This is a genomic window from Streptomyces sp. NPDC107522, assembly GCF_055657525.1.
On sequence record NZ_JBVKAU010000022.1, the window covers coordinates 116,145 to 131,502 of the forward strand.

13 protein-coding genes, 1 rRNA gene and 1 riboswitch are annotated in these 15,358 nt (G+C 68.6%); of the genes, 2 read left to right on the forward strand and 12 right to left on the reverse strand.

Translation table 11 applies throughout. From position 1 onward, the window contains the following. The first annotated feature begins 21 nt into the window (after positions 1-21). Positions 22-441 (forward strand): TOBE domain-containing protein, encoded by a 420-nt coding sequence (locus ACZ7L6_RS39525; protein WP_471932681.1) that lies wholly within the window; start codon positions 22-24, stop codon positions 439-441. Positions 442-558: 117 nt separating this feature from the next. Here the strand turns inward: ACZ7L6_RS39525 and gcvP are convergent, their stop codons facing one another. Further along, positions 559-3,444, reverse strand: a complete 2,886-nt coding sequence (gene gcvP, locus ACZ7L6_RS39530; RefSeq protein ID WP_471932683.1) for an aminomethyl-transferring glycine dehydrogenase — start codon at positions 3,442-3,444, stop codon at positions 559-561. A gap of 176 nt (positions 3,445-3,620) precedes the next feature. After that, a riboswitch (glycine riboswitch) is annotated at positions 3,621-3,717 on the reverse strand. 114 nt (positions 3,718-3,831) lie between these two features. Here gcvP and ACZ7L6_RS39535 point away from each other — a divergent pair. Continuing rightward, a complete protein-coding gene (locus ACZ7L6_RS39535) occupies positions 3,832-4,239 on the forward strand; it encodes a PRC-barrel domain-containing protein (protein ID WP_471932685.1) in 408 nt (135 codons plus the stop codon). 685 nt (positions 4,240-4,924) lie between these two features. On the opposite strand, the gene ACZ7L6_RS39540 is transcribed toward ACZ7L6_RS39535, so the two are convergent. The 11 genes from ACZ7L6_RS39540 to rrf form a co-directional block, all read right to left on the reverse strand. Next, a complete protein-coding gene (locus ACZ7L6_RS39540; protein ID WP_471932687.1) occupies positions 4,925-6,400 on the reverse strand; it encodes a DNA polymerase IV in 1,476 nt (491 codons plus the stop codon). A gap of 127 nt (positions 6,401-6,527) precedes the next feature. Further along, positions 6,528-7,184: a MerR family transcriptional regulator gene (locus ACZ7L6_RS39545; protein WP_471932689.1), complete on the reverse strand. Its 657-nt coding sequence runs from the start codon at positions 7,182-7,184 to the stop codon at positions 6,528-6,530. A gap of 263 nt (positions 7,185-7,447) precedes the next feature. After that, on the reverse strand, positions 7,448-7,921 hold the full coding sequence (locus ACZ7L6_RS39550; protein WP_004002801.1) for a bifunctional nuclease family protein: 474 nt from the start codon (positions 7,919-7,921) through the stop codon (positions 7,448-7,450). A gap of 85 nt (positions 7,922-8,006) precedes the next feature. Continuing rightward, positions 8,007-8,744 carry a transcriptional regulator FtsR gene (gene ftsR, locus ACZ7L6_RS39555; RefSeq protein ID WP_471932691.1) on the reverse strand — a complete coding sequence of 246 codons (738 nt, stop codon included), beginning with the start codon at positions 8,742-8,744 and terminating at the stop codon, positions 8,007-8,009. Positions 8,745-8,785: 41 nt separating this feature from the next. Beyond that, positions 8,786-9,319, reverse strand: a complete 534-nt coding sequence (locus ACZ7L6_RS39560) for an FHA domain-containing protein (RefSeq protein ID WP_398824589.1) — start codon at positions 9,317-9,319, stop codon at positions 8,786-8,788. Positions 9,320-9,749: 430 nt separating this feature from the next. Further along, positions 9,750-10,592 carry a DUF881 domain-containing protein gene (locus ACZ7L6_RS39565; protein WP_471932693.1) on the reverse strand — a complete coding sequence of 281 codons (843 nt, stop codon included), beginning with the start codon at positions 10,590-10,592 and terminating at the stop codon, positions 9,750-9,752. Between the two features lie 5 nt (positions 10,593-10,597). Further along, positions 10,598-10,930, reverse strand: a complete 333-nt coding sequence (locus ACZ7L6_RS39570) for a small basic family protein (RefSeq protein WP_003988855.1) — start codon at positions 10,928-10,930, stop codon at positions 10,598-10,600. Then, positions 10,927-11,838 (reverse strand): DUF881 domain-containing protein, encoded by a 912-nt coding sequence (locus ACZ7L6_RS39575; RefSeq protein ID WP_471932695.1) that lies wholly within the window; start codon positions 11,836-11,838, stop codon positions 10,927-10,929. The genes ACZ7L6_RS39570 and ACZ7L6_RS39575 overlap by 4 nt, the downstream gene beginning before the upstream one ends. A 96-nt stretch (positions 11,839-11,934) precedes the next feature. After that, positions 11,935-14,430 (reverse strand): sugar phosphate nucleotidyltransferase, encoded by a 2,496-nt coding sequence (locus ACZ7L6_RS39580; RefSeq protein ID WP_471932697.1) that lies wholly within the window; start codon positions 14,428-14,430, stop codon positions 11,935-11,937. A 91-nt stretch (positions 14,431-14,521) separates the two neighbouring features. Next, positions 14,522-15,154: a CDP-alcohol phosphatidyltransferase family protein gene (locus ACZ7L6_RS39585; protein WP_471932699.1), complete on the reverse strand. Its 633-nt coding sequence runs from the start codon at positions 15,152-15,154 to the stop codon at positions 14,522-14,524. 109 nt (positions 15,155-15,263) lie between these two features. Next, positions 15,264-15,358, reverse strand: a 5S ribosomal RNA gene (gene rrf / locus ACZ7L6_RS39590); the annotation flags it as partial.

A 15,358-nucleotide genomic window follows, 5' to 3' on the forward strand; every position in this document is an offset into this window, starting at 1 on the left:
CACCGTCTGCGAGGCGCCCCCATGAGCCTGAGCATCCGCAATCAGCTCCCCGGCACGGTCACCGCCATCACCCCGGGCGAGGTCATGGCCACGGTCAAAGTCCGCCTCACCGGCGGCCAGGACCTCACCGCCGCGATCACCCTGGAGGCCGTCGAGGACCTCGGCCTCACCGCGGGCAAAGCCGTGAACGCCCTGGTCAAAGCGACGGAGATCTCCCTGGCCACCGCCCCGGTCGAGGGCCTGTCCATCCGCAACCAGATCCCCGGCACGATCACCGGCCTCGCCACGGGCGCCGCCATGGCATCGGTCAAGATCGCCGTGGAGGGCGGTGCCCTGACCGCGGCCATCACCAGCGACGCCAGCACCGACCTCGCCCTGTCCCCCGGAACCCCCGTGGTCGCCCTGGTGAAGGCGACGGAGGTGGCACTGACCACGGCGTGACGCAAAGGACGTACAAGGCCCCCACAGGCGCTGGGAACACGCATAAGGGCTCCGCCCGGCCGGCACGGCCAAGGCGGAGCCCTTTCTCACTTACGTCGGCGGGTCAGCCCGCGCGCGTCAGTCCTCGTACGCATCCAGCGGCGGGCAGGAGCACACCAGGTTCCGGTCACCGAAGGCCTGGTCGATCCGGCGCACCGGCGGCCAGTACTTGTCGGCGGCCGACACACCGGCCGGGAACACGGCCTCCTCACGGCTGTACGCGTGCTCCCACTCCCCGCCCAGCGCGCCGGCGGTGTGCGGAGCGTTCCGCAGCGGGTTGTCGTCGGCGGGCCACTCGCCCGACCCGACCTTCTCGATCTCCGCACGGATGGCGATCATCGCCTCGCAGAACCGGTCGAGTTCGGCCAGGTCCTCGGACTCGGTCGGCTCGATCATCAGTGTCCCGGCCACCGGGAACGACATCGTCGGCGCATGGAACCCGTAGTCGATGAGCCGCTTGGCCACGTCGTCGACGCTGACCCCGGTCGCCTTGGTCAGCGGCCGCAGATCGATGATGCACTCGTGCGCGACGAGCCCGCCCGGCCCCGTGTACAGCACCGGGTAGTGCGGCTCCAGCCTCTTGGCGACGTAGTTGGCGGACAGCACCGCCACCTGCGTGGCCCGCTTGAGCCCCTCCCCGCCCATGAGCCGGACGTACGCCCACGAGATCGGCAGGATCCCGGCGGAACCCCAGGGCGCGGCCGAGATCGGCCCGACGCCCGTCTCCGGCCCGGCGGCGGGCTGCAGCGGGTGGTTCGGCAGATACGGCGCCAGGTGCGCGCGCACACCCACCGGCCCGACGCCCGGACCGCCACCGCCGTGCGGGATGCAGAAGGTCTTGTGCAGATTCAGGTGGGAGACGTCGCCGCCGAAGTGCCCGGGCTTGGCAAGCCCGACCAGGGCGTTGAGGTTGGCCCCGTCGATGTACACCTGGCCACCGGCCTCGTGCACCTGGGCACAGACATCGCCGACGTGCTCCTCGAACACACCGTGCGTCGACGGGTACGTGATCATCAGCACCGCCAGCTCGTCACGGTACTGCTCGATCTTCGCCCGCAGGTCCTCGACGTCGACCTCGCCGTCCTCGGCGGTCTTCACGACGACGACCTTCATGCCGGCCATCACGGCACTCGCGGCATTCGTACCGTGCGCGGACGACGGGATCAGACACACGGTCCGCTGCTCGTCACCGTTGGCCCGGTGGTACCCGCGTACGGCGAGCAGTCCGGCCAGCTCGCCCTGCGACCCGGCGTTGGGCTGCAGGGACACCTTGTCGTAGCCGGTGACCTCGGCGAGACGTTCCTCCAGCTCGCGGATGAGGGTCAGATAGCCCTGCGCCTGCTCGGCGGGCGCGAAGGGGTGCAGCTGCCCGAACTCCGGCCAGGTGACCGGCTCCATCTCGGTGGTCGCGTTGAGCTTCATCGTGCAGGAGCCCAGCGGGATCATGCCGCGGTCCAGCGCATAGTCCCGGTCGGCGAGCTTGCGCAGGTAGCGCAGCATCGCCGTCTCGGAGCGGTGCTGGTGGAAGACGGGGTGCGTGAGGTACTCGTCGGAGCGCAGCAGCCCGCCCGAAAGCGCGTCCTCGGTCTGCGCGTCCAGCGCCTCGATGTCACCCTCGACCCCGAAGGCCGTCCATACGGCGCCCAGCTGGGTCCGCGTGGTGGTCTCGTCGCACGCGACGGACACGTGGTCGGCGTCGACGAGCCGCAGGTTGACACCGTTCTGCCGGGCCGCGGCGACGACCTCGGCGGCCTTCGAAGGCACTCGTACGGTCAGCGTGTCGAAGTAGGAACCGTGCACGACCTCGACCCCGCCGGCCATGAGCCCCGCGGCCAGGATCGTGGCGTACCGATGGGTCCGCCGGGCGATGCCCTTCAGCCCCTCGGGCCCGTGGTAGACGGCGTACATCCCCGCCATCACGGCCAGCAGCACCTGAGCGGTGCAGATGTTGCTGGTCGCCTTCTCCCGCCGGATGTGCTGCTCACGGGTCTGCAGGGCGAGCCGGTAGGCCCTGTTCCCGTCGGCGTCGACGGACACCCCGACAAGCCGCCCGGGCAGGCTGCGCGCGAACTTCTCGTGTACGGCCATGTAGCCGGCGTGCGGCCCGCCGAAGCCCATCGGCACACCGAACCGCTGCGTCGTCCCGACTGCGATGTCCGCCCCGAGCTCACCGGGCGACTTCAGCAGCGTGAGCGCGAGCAGATCGGCGGCGACGGTGACGAGGGCACCGAGTTCATGCGCCTGCTCGATCACGGGCTTGATGTCCCGTACGACACCGGAGGCGCCCGGGTACTGGAGGAGCACGCCGTTGATCTCACGCCCGGCGATCTCGGCCGGAATGCCGTCACTGAGGTCGGCGACCACGACCTCCACCCCGGTGGGCTCGGCGCGGGTCTCGATCACGGCGATGGTCTGCGGCAGCACATCCGCGTCGACCAGGAACAGCCCCCTCTTGTTCCGGCCCATGCGCCGGGACAGGGACATGGCCTCGGCCGCGGCGGTCCCCTCGTCGAGCAGGGAGGCACCGGAGGTCGGCAGCCCCGTGAGGTCGGCCACCATGGTCTGGAAGTTCAGCAGGGCCTCGAGCCGCCCCTGGGAGATCTCGGGCTGGTACGGCGTGTAAGCGGTGTACCAGGCGGGGTTCTCCATGACGTTCCGCAGGATCACCGGCGGTGTGAAGGTCCCGTAGTACCCGAGCCCGATCATCGGGTCCAGCACCTGATTGCGGTCGGCGAGCGACCGCAGCTCAGCGAGCACCTCGGCCTCGGTACGCGCCCCGGGCAGATCCAGTGAGTCGGCGTTCTTGATCACATCCGGGACCGCGGCGGCGGTGAGCTCGTCGAGCGAGCCGTATCCGACCTGGGCGAGCATCTTGGCCCGAGCCTCATGATCGGGGCCAATATGACGCTGCTCGAAAGGGATTCCCTGTTCGAGCTCGGAGAGCGGAATGCGATGGGCGGTCATTGCGGAGGCCTCCTGGTCTGACACGACCTTCGAGGGGCACCACGGCGCGGGTACCCGGACGGCCTCCCCCTCTGTCATCTCAACCTGAGAGCTTCACCGGGTCACCCAAGGGTTCCCGGCTTTCACCGTCGGTGAGAGCGGAAGCCGTCGACACCCGCCCTGCTTTCCAGAGTGACCTCGTCCGTGCGGTACGTGGGCCTGAGAGATTCCGGGGAGGATTTGCTCCTTCGGCGCCTCCGGATGGTGTCCGGAGGACTCTCCCGCACGGGGTCAGCAGCCGCTAGCAAGCCTACCAGCGGGGTCAACGCACGGTTCTTCGAGTGGCCGCACACCCGGATGTGCCTTTTCGTAGTGCTTACGGATGAGTTGCGACCAAGTGGAGGGCCCGTGCAGACCGACATCGATCCGCGCAACCTGATCGGCCGCAAGGCCTTCGACCGCAACGGCACCAAGATCGGCACCATCGACGAGGTCTACCTCGACGACGCGACCGGAGTGCCGGAGTGGGCCGCGATACGCACCGGCCTCTTCTCCCGGGACGCCTTCGTCCCCCTGGAGCCCAGCGAACTGGTGGAGGGCACCCTCCACGTCCCCTTCGACCGCGCCCTGATCAAGGACGCCCCCGACTTCGGCGTAGGCCGCCACCTCTCCCCCGAACAGGAACTCCAGCTCTACCACCACTACGGCCTGGACGTGGCCGCACCACCCCCACCCCCGGACCGGGACTTCGGCAAGCTGGCAGGCACGGAGACCCCGAACGACAAGGGCCCCAAGACGCCCCACCCCCACCGCTGACCACGCCAACGCCGCCTATCCCACCCACAGGCCTCCCACCCCAAACAAACCCGCCCTCCCCCAGCCCTGACCAGCCGCCGCACGACGTCGACACCCCCCGTCGGACGACCTCCCACACCAACGCCACCGCGGCCTGCCACCCTGACAGCACACCGCTCACCCGCCACAGCTCCCCCGAGCCGACACCCACCCACTGAATTTCGCCCAGCACCGCCGCCGACCCGACACCGCCCTAAACCTCACGCAACTGCAGCCAGCCGTACCCCAAGCCGACGCCCCACCCGACACACGGCACCCCTGAGCCGACGCCCACCCCACACACGGCACCCCTGAGCCGACGCCCACCCCACACACGGCACCCCTGAGCCGACGCCCACCCCACACACGGCACCCCTGAGCCGACGCCCACCCGCACAGGGCACCCTCCACCCCACACAGCTGCAGACAGTCACGCCACCGCGCCCACGCCCACCCAGCAGACGGCGCCCCTCTCCGACGCAGCCGGTCGCGCCGCCAACCCAGCCCACCCGGCACGCGGCATCCCCTCTCCCACGCAGCTGCGGGCAGTCGTGCCGCTGGGGCGGCACGGGTGGGCGCAGCGGCACCCCGCCAGCGCGGGCGAGCGAACCCACCCCCGCCCGGCCCCCACGCCGGGCGAGCAACAACGCCGGCGCACCCCGCCGCCCTACCCAGGCACCGCAGGCGTCTCCCCCAAGCCCCCGCCCTTAGCCTCCCCTAGACCGACTTCCGTCTCCGAACCCCCGTCACCAACCCGACCAGCCCCACCTCTCCCAGCCCCTCCAGGCCTCCCCGACACCAACGGCAACGGATCCGCCCCCTCCAACCCCGGATCGTCCACCCGAAACGTCCGCACCCGCCCCGGCTCGGACCCAGGCGTCTCAAACCGCACCGTCACCCGCCCAAGCCCACTCCCCTGCACCCACCCATGCCCGTACTCGACATGCCGCACGTCATGCCCCGCAACCCACCGCCGCTCGACAGACACATCCCGCCGCTCCTCCGCAGCCTCCTCGTGCCCGCCCTCCTCCTCGGTGTACTCGACCCGCTCCCCCGCCGCTCCCGCCGCTCCCGCCGCCTGCGCGAACAGATCCTCCTGCGTGTAGTCGGCCAGCCCACTGACCCCGACCCCCAGCAACCGCACACCCCCCGTCGTGTCCACCGCATCCAGCAGCCGCGCCGCCGCCTCCCGCACCACGGCCGGATCATCCGTAGGCCCCCGCAGCGTCTCGGAACGCGTCAGCGTGGAGAAGTCGTACCGCCGCACCTTCAGCACGATGGTCCGCCCGGACAACCCCGCCGCCCGCAGCCGCCGCACACACCGATCCGCGAGCCGCTGCACCTCCAGTCCCACCCGAACCCGATCGTGGATGTCCACGTCGTACGTGTCCTCGACCGACACCGACTTGGCCTCCCGCTCGGCCACCACAGGCCGCTCGTCCTGCGCCAGCGCCATGGCATACAGGGCGTGCCCATGCGCCTTGCCGAGCAGCCGCACGAGCTCGTCCTCACCCGCCTCGGCGATCTCGTCGACCGTGTGGATCCCGGCGCGCCGCAGATGGTCCCCCGTCGCCGGCCCGACCCCTGGCAACGTCCGCACCGACATCGGCCCGAGCAACGCCCTCTCGGTTCCCGGCTCGATCAGCACCAGCCCGTCCGGCTTGGCCTGCTCCGAGGCGATCTTCGCCAGCATCTTGGACGCGGCCAGCCCCACCGACCCCGCAAGCCCGGTCACCGCCCGTATGTCGGCGCGCAGCTGCGTCCCCACCAGCCGCGCAGACTCCGCGTCCCAGGCCACTCCCCCGGCCTCCAGATCCACGAAGGCCTCGTCCAGGCTCAGCGGCTCCACCAACGGCGACAGCTCCCGCAGCAGCCCCATCACCTGCTCGCTGATGTCACGGTAGATCCCGAAGCGCGGCACGAGATACGCGGCGTTCGGCGCCAGCCGTCGCGCCTGGGCCATCGGCATCGCCGAGTGCACCCCGAACACCCTGGCCTCGTAGGACGCGGTGGCGACGACTCCCCGCGGCCCGAGCCCGCCCACGATCACGGCCTTCCCGCGCAGGCTCGGCTTGGATGCCTGCTCCACCGAGGCGTAGAAGGCATCCATGTCGAGATGCAGGATCGTAGGCGCGTTCCTCACATCTCCGATGCTGCCTCACGCCACTGACAATGCCCTGCTACGACCGCCTGCTCCGCCGTCTGCCGACCGCCGAACCTCGTCGCCTGTCACCACCGCGGGGCGCCTCGGCGCAGCTCGTGAAGACCGCTCAGCCCGCCCGGTTACGCCGCCGAGCCAGCTCGTCCGCAGGATGGTGCCCGATCAGCGTCTCGCCGGTGTCGATGCGCTCCCCGTGCAGCTGCGACAACGCACTCTCGACGTCCCGCCACACCACACCCACGGCGATCCCGAAGATCCCCTGCCCACCCTGGAGGAGCGCGTGCACCTCGTCCGGCGACGTGCACTCGTACACCGTCGCACCGTCGCTCATCAGCGTCATGCGCTCCAGATCACAAAAGCCCCGCTCCCGCAGATGCTGCACGGCGGTGCGAATGTTCTGCAGCGACACACCGGTGTCGAGAAACCGCTTGACGATCTTCAGGACGACGACGTCCCGGAAGCTGTACAGCCGCTGCGTCCCCGACCCGTAAGCCGGCCGCACGCTCGGCTCGACGAGGCCGGTACGCGCCCAGTAGTCGAGTTGCCGGTAGGTGATACCGGCGGCCGCACACGCCGTCGGACCGCGATAACCGATCTGCTCGGATGCCATGGACGCCGCCCCTCCGCCGCTGCTCGGCACGGCCGTCGGTCGCTGCACAGCGTGATCGGCCGAACGCAGCTGAGAGCTCGGGGGAGAGTACGGACTGCTCGCCCCGAGACCGCGTCCGGGGGCACCCCCAGCCATACCGTCGCCGCTGCTGCTCACGCCGACCTCCGTCCTTGACCTGCCTTCTCGACGGTAGGCAGTCACCAGGGGTGCGTCAACGATCGCCACACTCGGCACGCCGAGTGATAATCACCCTAGGAGTGGTTTCCCGCACCCCACCGCGGGGAAAGGCTAGCCGAATGCGCTCGGAGCAGGCCTCAGGACGCTCTTACTCGCCGCTGGCAAATGCCGGCATTTGAGCCATGACCGGCTGGGGGCCGCGCCGTCACGGACCGCGAGCCCGCCGAGCCGCCCACGCCGCCTCACTGACTGCTGGTCCCGAAGTCCTCGGGCGAGATCTGGTCGAGGAACTCGCGGAACTTCTCCACCTCGTCCTCCTGCTCGTCCGGAATCGCGATGCCGGCGTCGTCGAGCACTCCGTCGCTGCCGTAGATCGGCGTTCCGGTGCGCAGGGCCAGCGCTATGGCATCGGACGGGCGGGCGCTCACCTCGACCCCGCTGGCGAAGACCAGCTCGGCATAGAAGACGCCCTCACGCAGGTCCGTGATGCGTACTTCGGTGAGCTCCTGACCGACGGCCTCCAGCACGTCCTTGAACAGGTCGTGGGTCAGCGGTCGCGCGGGGGCCATGCCCTGCTGGGCAAAGGCGATCGCCGTCGCCTCCCCCGGCCCGATCCAGATGGGGAGGTAGCGGTCGCCTCCCACTTCACGCAGGAGCACGATCGGTTGGTTGGAGGGCATTTCGACCCGGACACCTACGACATCGAGCTCGTTCACACAGCAACCCTAGGCCGTGCTCGGGACGTTTGGGTAGTCGAGCCGAGAACGGGCGGCTGATACGGCCTCCCCGGGCAACCCCGCTTCAGGGCAGCCGCACCCCGAGAGCGGTCTGCACCAGCGCGGCGTGCAGCTTCACCGTGAGCCCCGCCAGCTCCTTCGCACGGGCCTCCGCGTGCGCCCTGGTCTGCGGATTGCGGTGCCGCCTCAGCGGCGCCACGACCTGGTCCACGAGTCCCGCCTCGCGGTCGGCGGCAGCCTTCATCACCCGCAGATGCCTTGGCTCGATCCCGAACCGCCCCAGCTCGGCGATGAGTGCGGCCACAGTGACCGCCTCCGCGTCGTACACCCCGTCCGGCAACGGACCGATCAGGCCGTACGACTCCCATTCCTCGAGTTCCCGCTCACCGATCCCTGCAGCGGCAAGCAGCTCGGCCCGGCCTATCCGGGCCGCCGTGGGCCCCTCGACCGGCTCCAGGACGGTATCGCCGGCACGCTGGCGGCACAGAGTCGGCAGGGCCGCGGCCTCGCCGCGCTCCATGGCGTCCAGGTGCTCGCGGATGACCTTCAGCGGCAGATAGTGGTCCCGCTGCATCCGCAGTACGTGCCCGAGCCGCTCGACGTCCTGCGCGCTGAACTTGCGGTACCCCGACGGGGTCCGCTGCGGCTCGACGAGGCCCTCCGACTCCAGAAAACGGATCTTGGAGATGGTGATGTCAGGGAATTCCTCACGCAGCACGTTCAGGACCGTGCCGATGCTCATCAGCCGACTGTCCGTGGCGGCGGTGCCGTGCCCGGCACCGCCGCTCGGTGTTTTCAGCATGGACCTTCCCTGGGTCTCCCCGGACGGCATCCGGGGGAGGGTCAGTAGCCCCGCTGGCTCGCGTAGAAGACCAGCCGGTACTTGCCGATCTGCACCTCGTCGCCGTTGTGCAGAGCGACCTGGTCGATCCGCTCGCGGTTGACGTACGTGCCGTTGAGGCTGCCGACATCGGCCACCGTGAACGAACCGTCCTGGCCGCGACGGAACTCCACGTGTCGACGGGAGACCGTCACGTCGTCCAGGAAGATGTCGCTCTGCGGGTGCCGCCCGGCCGTGGTCAGATCGCTGTCCAGGAGGAAGCGGCTGCCCGAGTTCGGACCGCGGCGCACCACCAGCAGCGCGGAGCCCAGCGGCAACGCGTCGACGGCCGCCTGCGCCTCGGGAGACAGGGCCGGAATCGGTGTCTGACCGGTGGCCTCGGCGTCGTAGGCCTCAAGGCCGGAGATGGAGATCGTGGAGGTGGTCTCGGACGGACGCTCCGGCGTACCGCCCCGCAGCGGAGCGCCGCAGTTGGAACAGAAGCGGCTGTTCTCCGCGTTGCGGTTACCGCACCTCGTACACACCAGGGCCGACATCGGGGAAAACCCTCCACCCGTACTTGAGGTTGACGGTTGTCCGAAACCTATGCCGCCGGACTGGCCAGGGTCAACCGACGGCGCGCCCTGGCCTCCGGAAATGTCACCGCCCGGACCAGGCACCTGGTCCCTGAACAGCGGGCGCTGACCTTGATCGTCCCCCTGCGCGCGGTGACGAGCGGTCGCGTTGTCGCTGCCCTCTCGCGCGCTCTTGCCGAACAACTTCGCAAACAACTTCACGGGCGATTCCCCTTGACCGAAACAGACCCGCCCGTGGGGCAGGACGAACCCTGACTGAACCTACTGGCCGACCCGGACATCCTCACAACGTCCGTCTCCACCAGACAGTTTCCACCACGCACCACCCATTCGGTGCGCCGACCCCCCGCAACCTCATGCCCTCGTCGGACGTCCCCCATGCACCGCCGGTTCACTGGGAGGACGACCGAGCGTAGTCAGGCCGCTTCGCCGCTCGCAAGGCGTCCACGACGATCTTGTCCGACCGCTCGATGGTCACGGTGGCCTGCTCCTTCTCGAGAGTCTGCACCACGCCTCCAGGGATGTTGAGCGCCGGTTCGAGGTCCTGCGGCTTGCCGATGACCTTGAAACGATAGGGAGCGTTGATCTTGTTCCCGTCGACGCTCACGCTGTTGCCGGAATCCGTCAGATAGGTGCCGGCGACGACGCGTACGCCGTTCACCTGGATCGCCTCCGCGCCGGCCGCGCGCAGTTCCTGGATCGCGTCGAGCAGCATGTCCGCCTCGACCGTCCCCTTCGTGTCGTCGATGGTCATCGTGATGCCAGGTCCCTGCGCGGCCACCGTGCCCGCCAGAATGCCGAGTTGCCTCTCCTTCTCGACCGTCTGCTTGCGGGCCTCCTCGGCCTGGTTCGAGCTGTTCTCCAGCTCGTCGCGCTGTTTCTCGAGACCTTGCTTCTCGTCCTCAAGACGCTGAGTACGGTCATCCAGTTCATCGAGGATGCGAACGAGATCTTCCTGACGTGCCCCACGCAGGGCGCTGTCCCCGTCGCTGTTCGACGCGACCTGGACGGCGAGGCCGAAACCGAGGCCGAACAGCAGCACGGCGACGATGAGTTGGGCCCGAGTGACCCTCGGCGGCCACAGGCCCTTTGCCAACCGTTGCCGCCCGGTCAGCTCGGTCCGCTCGGCCTCCTGCTCCCCGGAGGCCGCCACAACCTCGGCCGCGCCGGCGGGAACCTCTTCGGGCAGCTCCTTGCGCAGCCTGTTCTCGGCTGTCTCGTCGTGGTTGCTCATCGGCCTCACGCCCGGAACACGTGCCGGCGAATCGCCGCGGCGTTGGAGAAGATGCGGATGCCGAGGACCACGACGACACCGGTGGACAGCTGAGCGCCCACGCCCAACTTGTCGCCCAGGAACACGATCAGCGCGGCGACGACCACATTGGACAGAAACGACACGACGAAGACCTTGTCGTCGAAGATGCCGTCGAGCATGGCGCGCAGACCTCCGAAGACGGCGTCGAGGGCCGCCACGACGGCGATCGGCAGGTAAGGCTCGACGACCGCCGGAACCTCAGGCCGGACCAAAAGGCCGGCCACGACTCCTACGACGAGGCCCAGTACGGCGATCACGATGTGCCCTTCTCGGTTTTCTCGGTGTTCGGCTGTGCAGTACGTACGATCACACTCGGTGCGGCGGGCAGCCGGAGGTCCTCCTGCACGGAGATGTTGGTCCTGATCCCGAAGTTCTCCTGCAGCGCGTGCAGATACAGCCCGTCGGCGCTGTCCTGGAACCTGGTGCTCAACCGCTGCCCGTCCCCCACCGCGAGCACCGTGTACGGCGGAACCAGCGGTTTGTTGTCGACCAGTATCGCGTCACCCGCGGCCCTGATCGCCGACAGGGCAGTCAGCCGCTGCCCGTTGATGGAGATGGCCTCGGCGCCCGACTCCCACAGCCCGTTGACCACGCGCTGCATGTCGCGGTCGCGCACCCGCCCGGTGTCGGAGAACCCGGACGTCCCGCGCGGGTCACCGTCGGCGCCCGTGGAGGCTTCCTTCGCGTCGTTCACCACCAGCTTCACGCCTGGCCCGTGCACCTCGACGGCGCCCGCCAGGATGCCCACCAACTCCGCCTGATCACTGTCACCGGTCGCCTTCAGCGCCTCGCGCTGCCGCGCGCTCACATCATCGCGCAGCTTGTCGACGGTCTCCTCCAGATCGTCCGCCGCCGCGGTCTCCCGGTCGATGCGGTCGACCAGTTCCTCGCGCTCCTTGGCCATGACCGGTGCCGCGACCCGTGCCTGCGCGGCTCCCACGGTCACCACGAGCGCCGCGAGCACCAGTCCGGCGGCCAGCCCGAGCTTCGCCCTGAGGGTCTTGGGCAGGCCCCCGCCGCCTGCGGCCTTCTTCCGGGCGGCGGCCTCGGCGTAACCGTCGTCGAGGCTGTGATCCATGACGTTGGTGAGCAGCGACATGGACGCGTCCGGGCGCGAGGGGGGCGTAGGTGTGCTCCGAACGGGGGGCTGCGGCATGCCGCACATCGTCGCACGTCGCGACCACTACCTCCGAATGGCCCCACCGGCGTGCCGGACAGACCCCTTGGGGACACCTGTCCGGCACGCGCGCGTGCCGCCTGCTCAGCGGCCGGCGCTGTCCACGATCGCCGACCACTCGTCGAGGAGTGCCTGCGCGGACGCGTCGTCGGGCCCTTCGGCCCACAGATGGGTGACCGCCTCGGCCGGGTCGGGCAGCACCATCACCCAGCGCCCATCGGTCTCCACGACCCGCACGCCGTCGGTGGTATCGACAAAGCGATCTCCGGCCGCCTCGACGACCCGGCGCATCACAAGCCCCTTCACCGCCCAGGGAGTCGCCAGATCGCGCTTGATGACATGCGCCCGCGGGATCCGCGCGTCGATCTGGCTGAGCGTGAGCTGCGTCCGCGCCACCAGCCCGATCAGCCGCACGAAGGCGGCCGTACCGTCGAACACACTGCTGAACTCGGGGACGATGAACCCGCCCTTGCCGTCACCACCGAAGATCGTCGTGTCGTCGCGACCGACTCGCGTCAGGTCGTCGGGCGAGGTCGTCGTCCACTCCACCTGTGTCCCGTGATACGCCGCCACCTGCTCGGCGATCCGCGTGGTGGTCACCGGCAACGCGACCCGCCCGCTGCGCCGCTCCGCAGCCACGAGATCGAGCATGACGAGCAGAGCCCGGTCGTCCTCGACGATCCGCCCCTTCTCGTCGACCAGCGACAGCCGCTCACCGACCGGATCGAACCTCACCCCGAACGCGGCCCTCGCGGAGGCCACGATCTCTCCCAGCCGCACCAACCCAGACCGCCGCGCATCCGCCGACTCCGTGGGCCTGGACTCGTCGAGACCGGGATTGATGGTCAGCGAGTCCACCCCGAGCTTGCCGAGCAGGCTGGGGAGCACGAGCCCCGCACTGCCGTTCGATGCGTCGACAACGACCTTGAGCCCGGACTCCGAGATCCCTGTCGTATCGACGTTCCGCAGCAACGACCCGGTGTACGAGTCGAAGACACTGGCCGGGAAGTGCAGGTCCCCGATCTCTCCCGGGAACGCACGCCGGTACTCCTGCCTCGCGAAGACCCGGTCCAGCTTCCGCTGACTGGCCTGCGACAGGTCGGCCCCCTGACCGTCGAAGAACATGATGTCCACGGAATCCGGCACCCCGGGCGTCGTCCGGATCATGATCCCTCCGGCACTACCCCGCGCGGTCTGCTGCCGCGCCACGGGCAGCGGGACGTTCTCCAGATCTCGTACGTCGATGGCGCTGGCCTGCAGCGCGGAGATGACCGCCCGCTTCAGTGCCCGGGCACCGCGGGAGTGGTCGCGGGCCGTGGTGACGGTGGACCCCTTCTTGAGGGTCGTCGCATAGGCGCCGGCGAGGCGCACAGCGAGCTCGGGCGTGATCTCCACGTTCAGGATTCCGGAGACGCCACGGGCACCGAAGAGATGCGCCTGCCCCCTCGACTCCCAGATGACCGATGTGTTGACGAAGGCACCGGCTTCGATCGTCTTGAACGGATAGACACGCACGTTGCCCTGAACGATCGATTCTTCACCGATCAGGCACTCGTCACCGATGACCGCGCCATCCTCGATCCTGGCCGCGCGCATGATGTCGGTGTTCTTTCCGACGACGCAACCGCGCAGGTTGCTGTGCTGCCCGACGTACACGTTGTCGTGGACAACAGCCTTGTGGAGAAACGCCCCGCTCTTCACAACGACGTTCGAGCCGACCACGGTGTGCTCGCGGATTTCCGCCCCCGCCTCGACCTTGGCGTAGTCCCCGATGTACAACGGGCCACGGAGAACGGCGTCGGGATGCACCTCGGCGCCTTCCGCCACCCACACACCCGGGGAAATCTCGAAGCCGTCGATCTCGACGTCGACCTTGCCCTCCAGGACGTCGGCCTGCGCCTTCACATAACTCTCGTGCGTGCCGACGTCCTCCCAGTACCCCTCCGCGACGAACCCATAGATCGGCTTGCCCTCCTTCATCAACTGCGGGAAGACATCGCCGGACCAGTCCACGGGAACGTCGGGGTCGACATAGTCGAAGACCTCGGGCTCCATGACATAGATGCCGGTGTTCACGGTGTCCGAGAAGACCTGCCCCCAGGTCGGCTTCTCGAGGAAGCGCTCGACCCGCCCCTCCTCGTCGACAATCGTGATGCCGAATTCCAGCGGATTGGGCACGCGCGTCAAGCAGACGGTGACGAGTGCACCCTTTTCCTTGTGGAAATTGATCAACTCCGTGAGGTCGAAGTCGGTCAGGGCATCACCGGAGATGACCAGGAAAGCATCGTCCTTCAACGCCTCTTCGGCGTTCTTGACGCTTCCGGCGGTACCGAGTGGCTTCTCCTCATTGGCATAGCTGAGCTCCATTCCGAGCTCTTCACCGTCACCGAAGTAGTTCTTGACCAGTGAGGCCAGGAACTGAACTGTTACGACGGTCTCATTCAGCCCATGCCTTTTGAGCAGCCGCAGAACGTGCTCCATGATCGGCCGGTTGGCCACCGGCAGGAGCGGCTTGGGCATGCTTGAGGTCATGGGGCGCAGGCGCGTGCCTTCGCCACCGGCCATCACGACGGCCTTCATGTCGGAAGCGTCCTCCTCTAAGAGACGACGGTCTAGCCGACTTCACCCGTCCAGATTGTCCCGCACTTTTCCACAGCGGGCCATCGAGCCGCTACGCCCGCTTCAATCCGCGAGTTCCATCGGCCATGGCGTCCGCACGGACCAGGCGGCGGACCTGTACCACGTACAGGACTCCTGCCCACCAGTACAGCGTCGTACCCCATCCGGCGAACGCCCATCCGAAAATAGCAGCGAGTGAGTGGATCCATCCACTTCCGTCACTGAGCAGCAACAGCGGGAAGGCATACATCAAGTTGAACGTGGCGGCCTTCCCAAGGAAGTTCACCTGCGGCGGCGGATAGCCGTGACGCCTGAGGATGCCCACCATCACCAGCAGAACCAGCTCTCGCGCCAAAAGTACAGCGGTCAACCAGATGGGCAGAATCTCGCGCCACGTCAGGCCGACCAATGTCGAGAGAATGTAGAGCCGGTCGGCGGCGGGATCGAGCAGCCGGCCAAGGCTGCTGATCTGGTTCCAACGCCGCGCGAGCTTGCCGTCCAGGTAGTCGCTGACGCCGCTCAGAGCCAGCACCAGAAGCGCCCAGCCGTCACTCTTCGGCCCGCCGAACTCGGGCCTCAGAATCAGCCACAGGAACAGCGGCACGCCAACGAGCCGCGCCATGCTGAGGATGTTGGGGATGGTGAGGACTCGGTCCGTTTGGACACGGGTCTCCTGGACCTCCACCCGGGGGCCTCCAGTGGGAAACGTACCTACGATGCCCCCTGACCCTACCTCAACGCAAAAAAGCTCTGGCCCTCGGGCTGCGTGCCCAAGAGCCAGAGCTCTAAAAGGAGTTCGGCGGCGTCCTACTCTCCCACAGGGTCCCCCCTGCAGTACCATCGGCGCTGTAAGGCTTAGCTTCCGGGTTCGGAATGTAACCGGGCGTTT

Coding starts and splice junctions, on each gene's coding strand:
- ACZ7L6_RS39525 (WP_471932681.1), top strand. CDS start 22: ATGAGCCTGAGCATCCGCAATCAGCTCCCCGGCACGGTCACCGCCATC.
- gcvP (WP_471932683.1), bottom strand. CDS start 3,444: ATGACCGCCCATCGCATTCCGCTCTCCGAGCTCGAACAGGGAATCCCT.
- ftsR (WP_471932691.1), bottom strand. CDS start 8,744: ATGCTGAAAACACCGAGCGGCGGTGCCGGGCACGGCACCGCCGCCACG.
- ACZ7L6_RS39560 (WP_398824589.1), bottom strand. CDS start 9,319: ATGTCGGCCCTGGTGTGTACGAGGTGCGGTAACCGCAACGCGGAGAAC.
- ACZ7L6_RS39565 (WP_471932693.1), bottom strand. CDS start 10,592: ATGAGCAACCACGACGAGACAGCCGAGAACAGGCTGCGCAAGGAGCTG.
- ACZ7L6_RS39575 (WP_471932695.1), bottom strand. CDS start 11,838: ATGTGCGGCATGCCGCAGCCCCCCGTTCGGAGCACACCTACGCCCCCC.
- ACZ7L6_RS39580 (WP_471932697.1), bottom strand. CDS start 14,430: ATGAAGGCCGTCGTGATGGCCGGTGGCGAAGGCACGCGCCTGCGCCCC.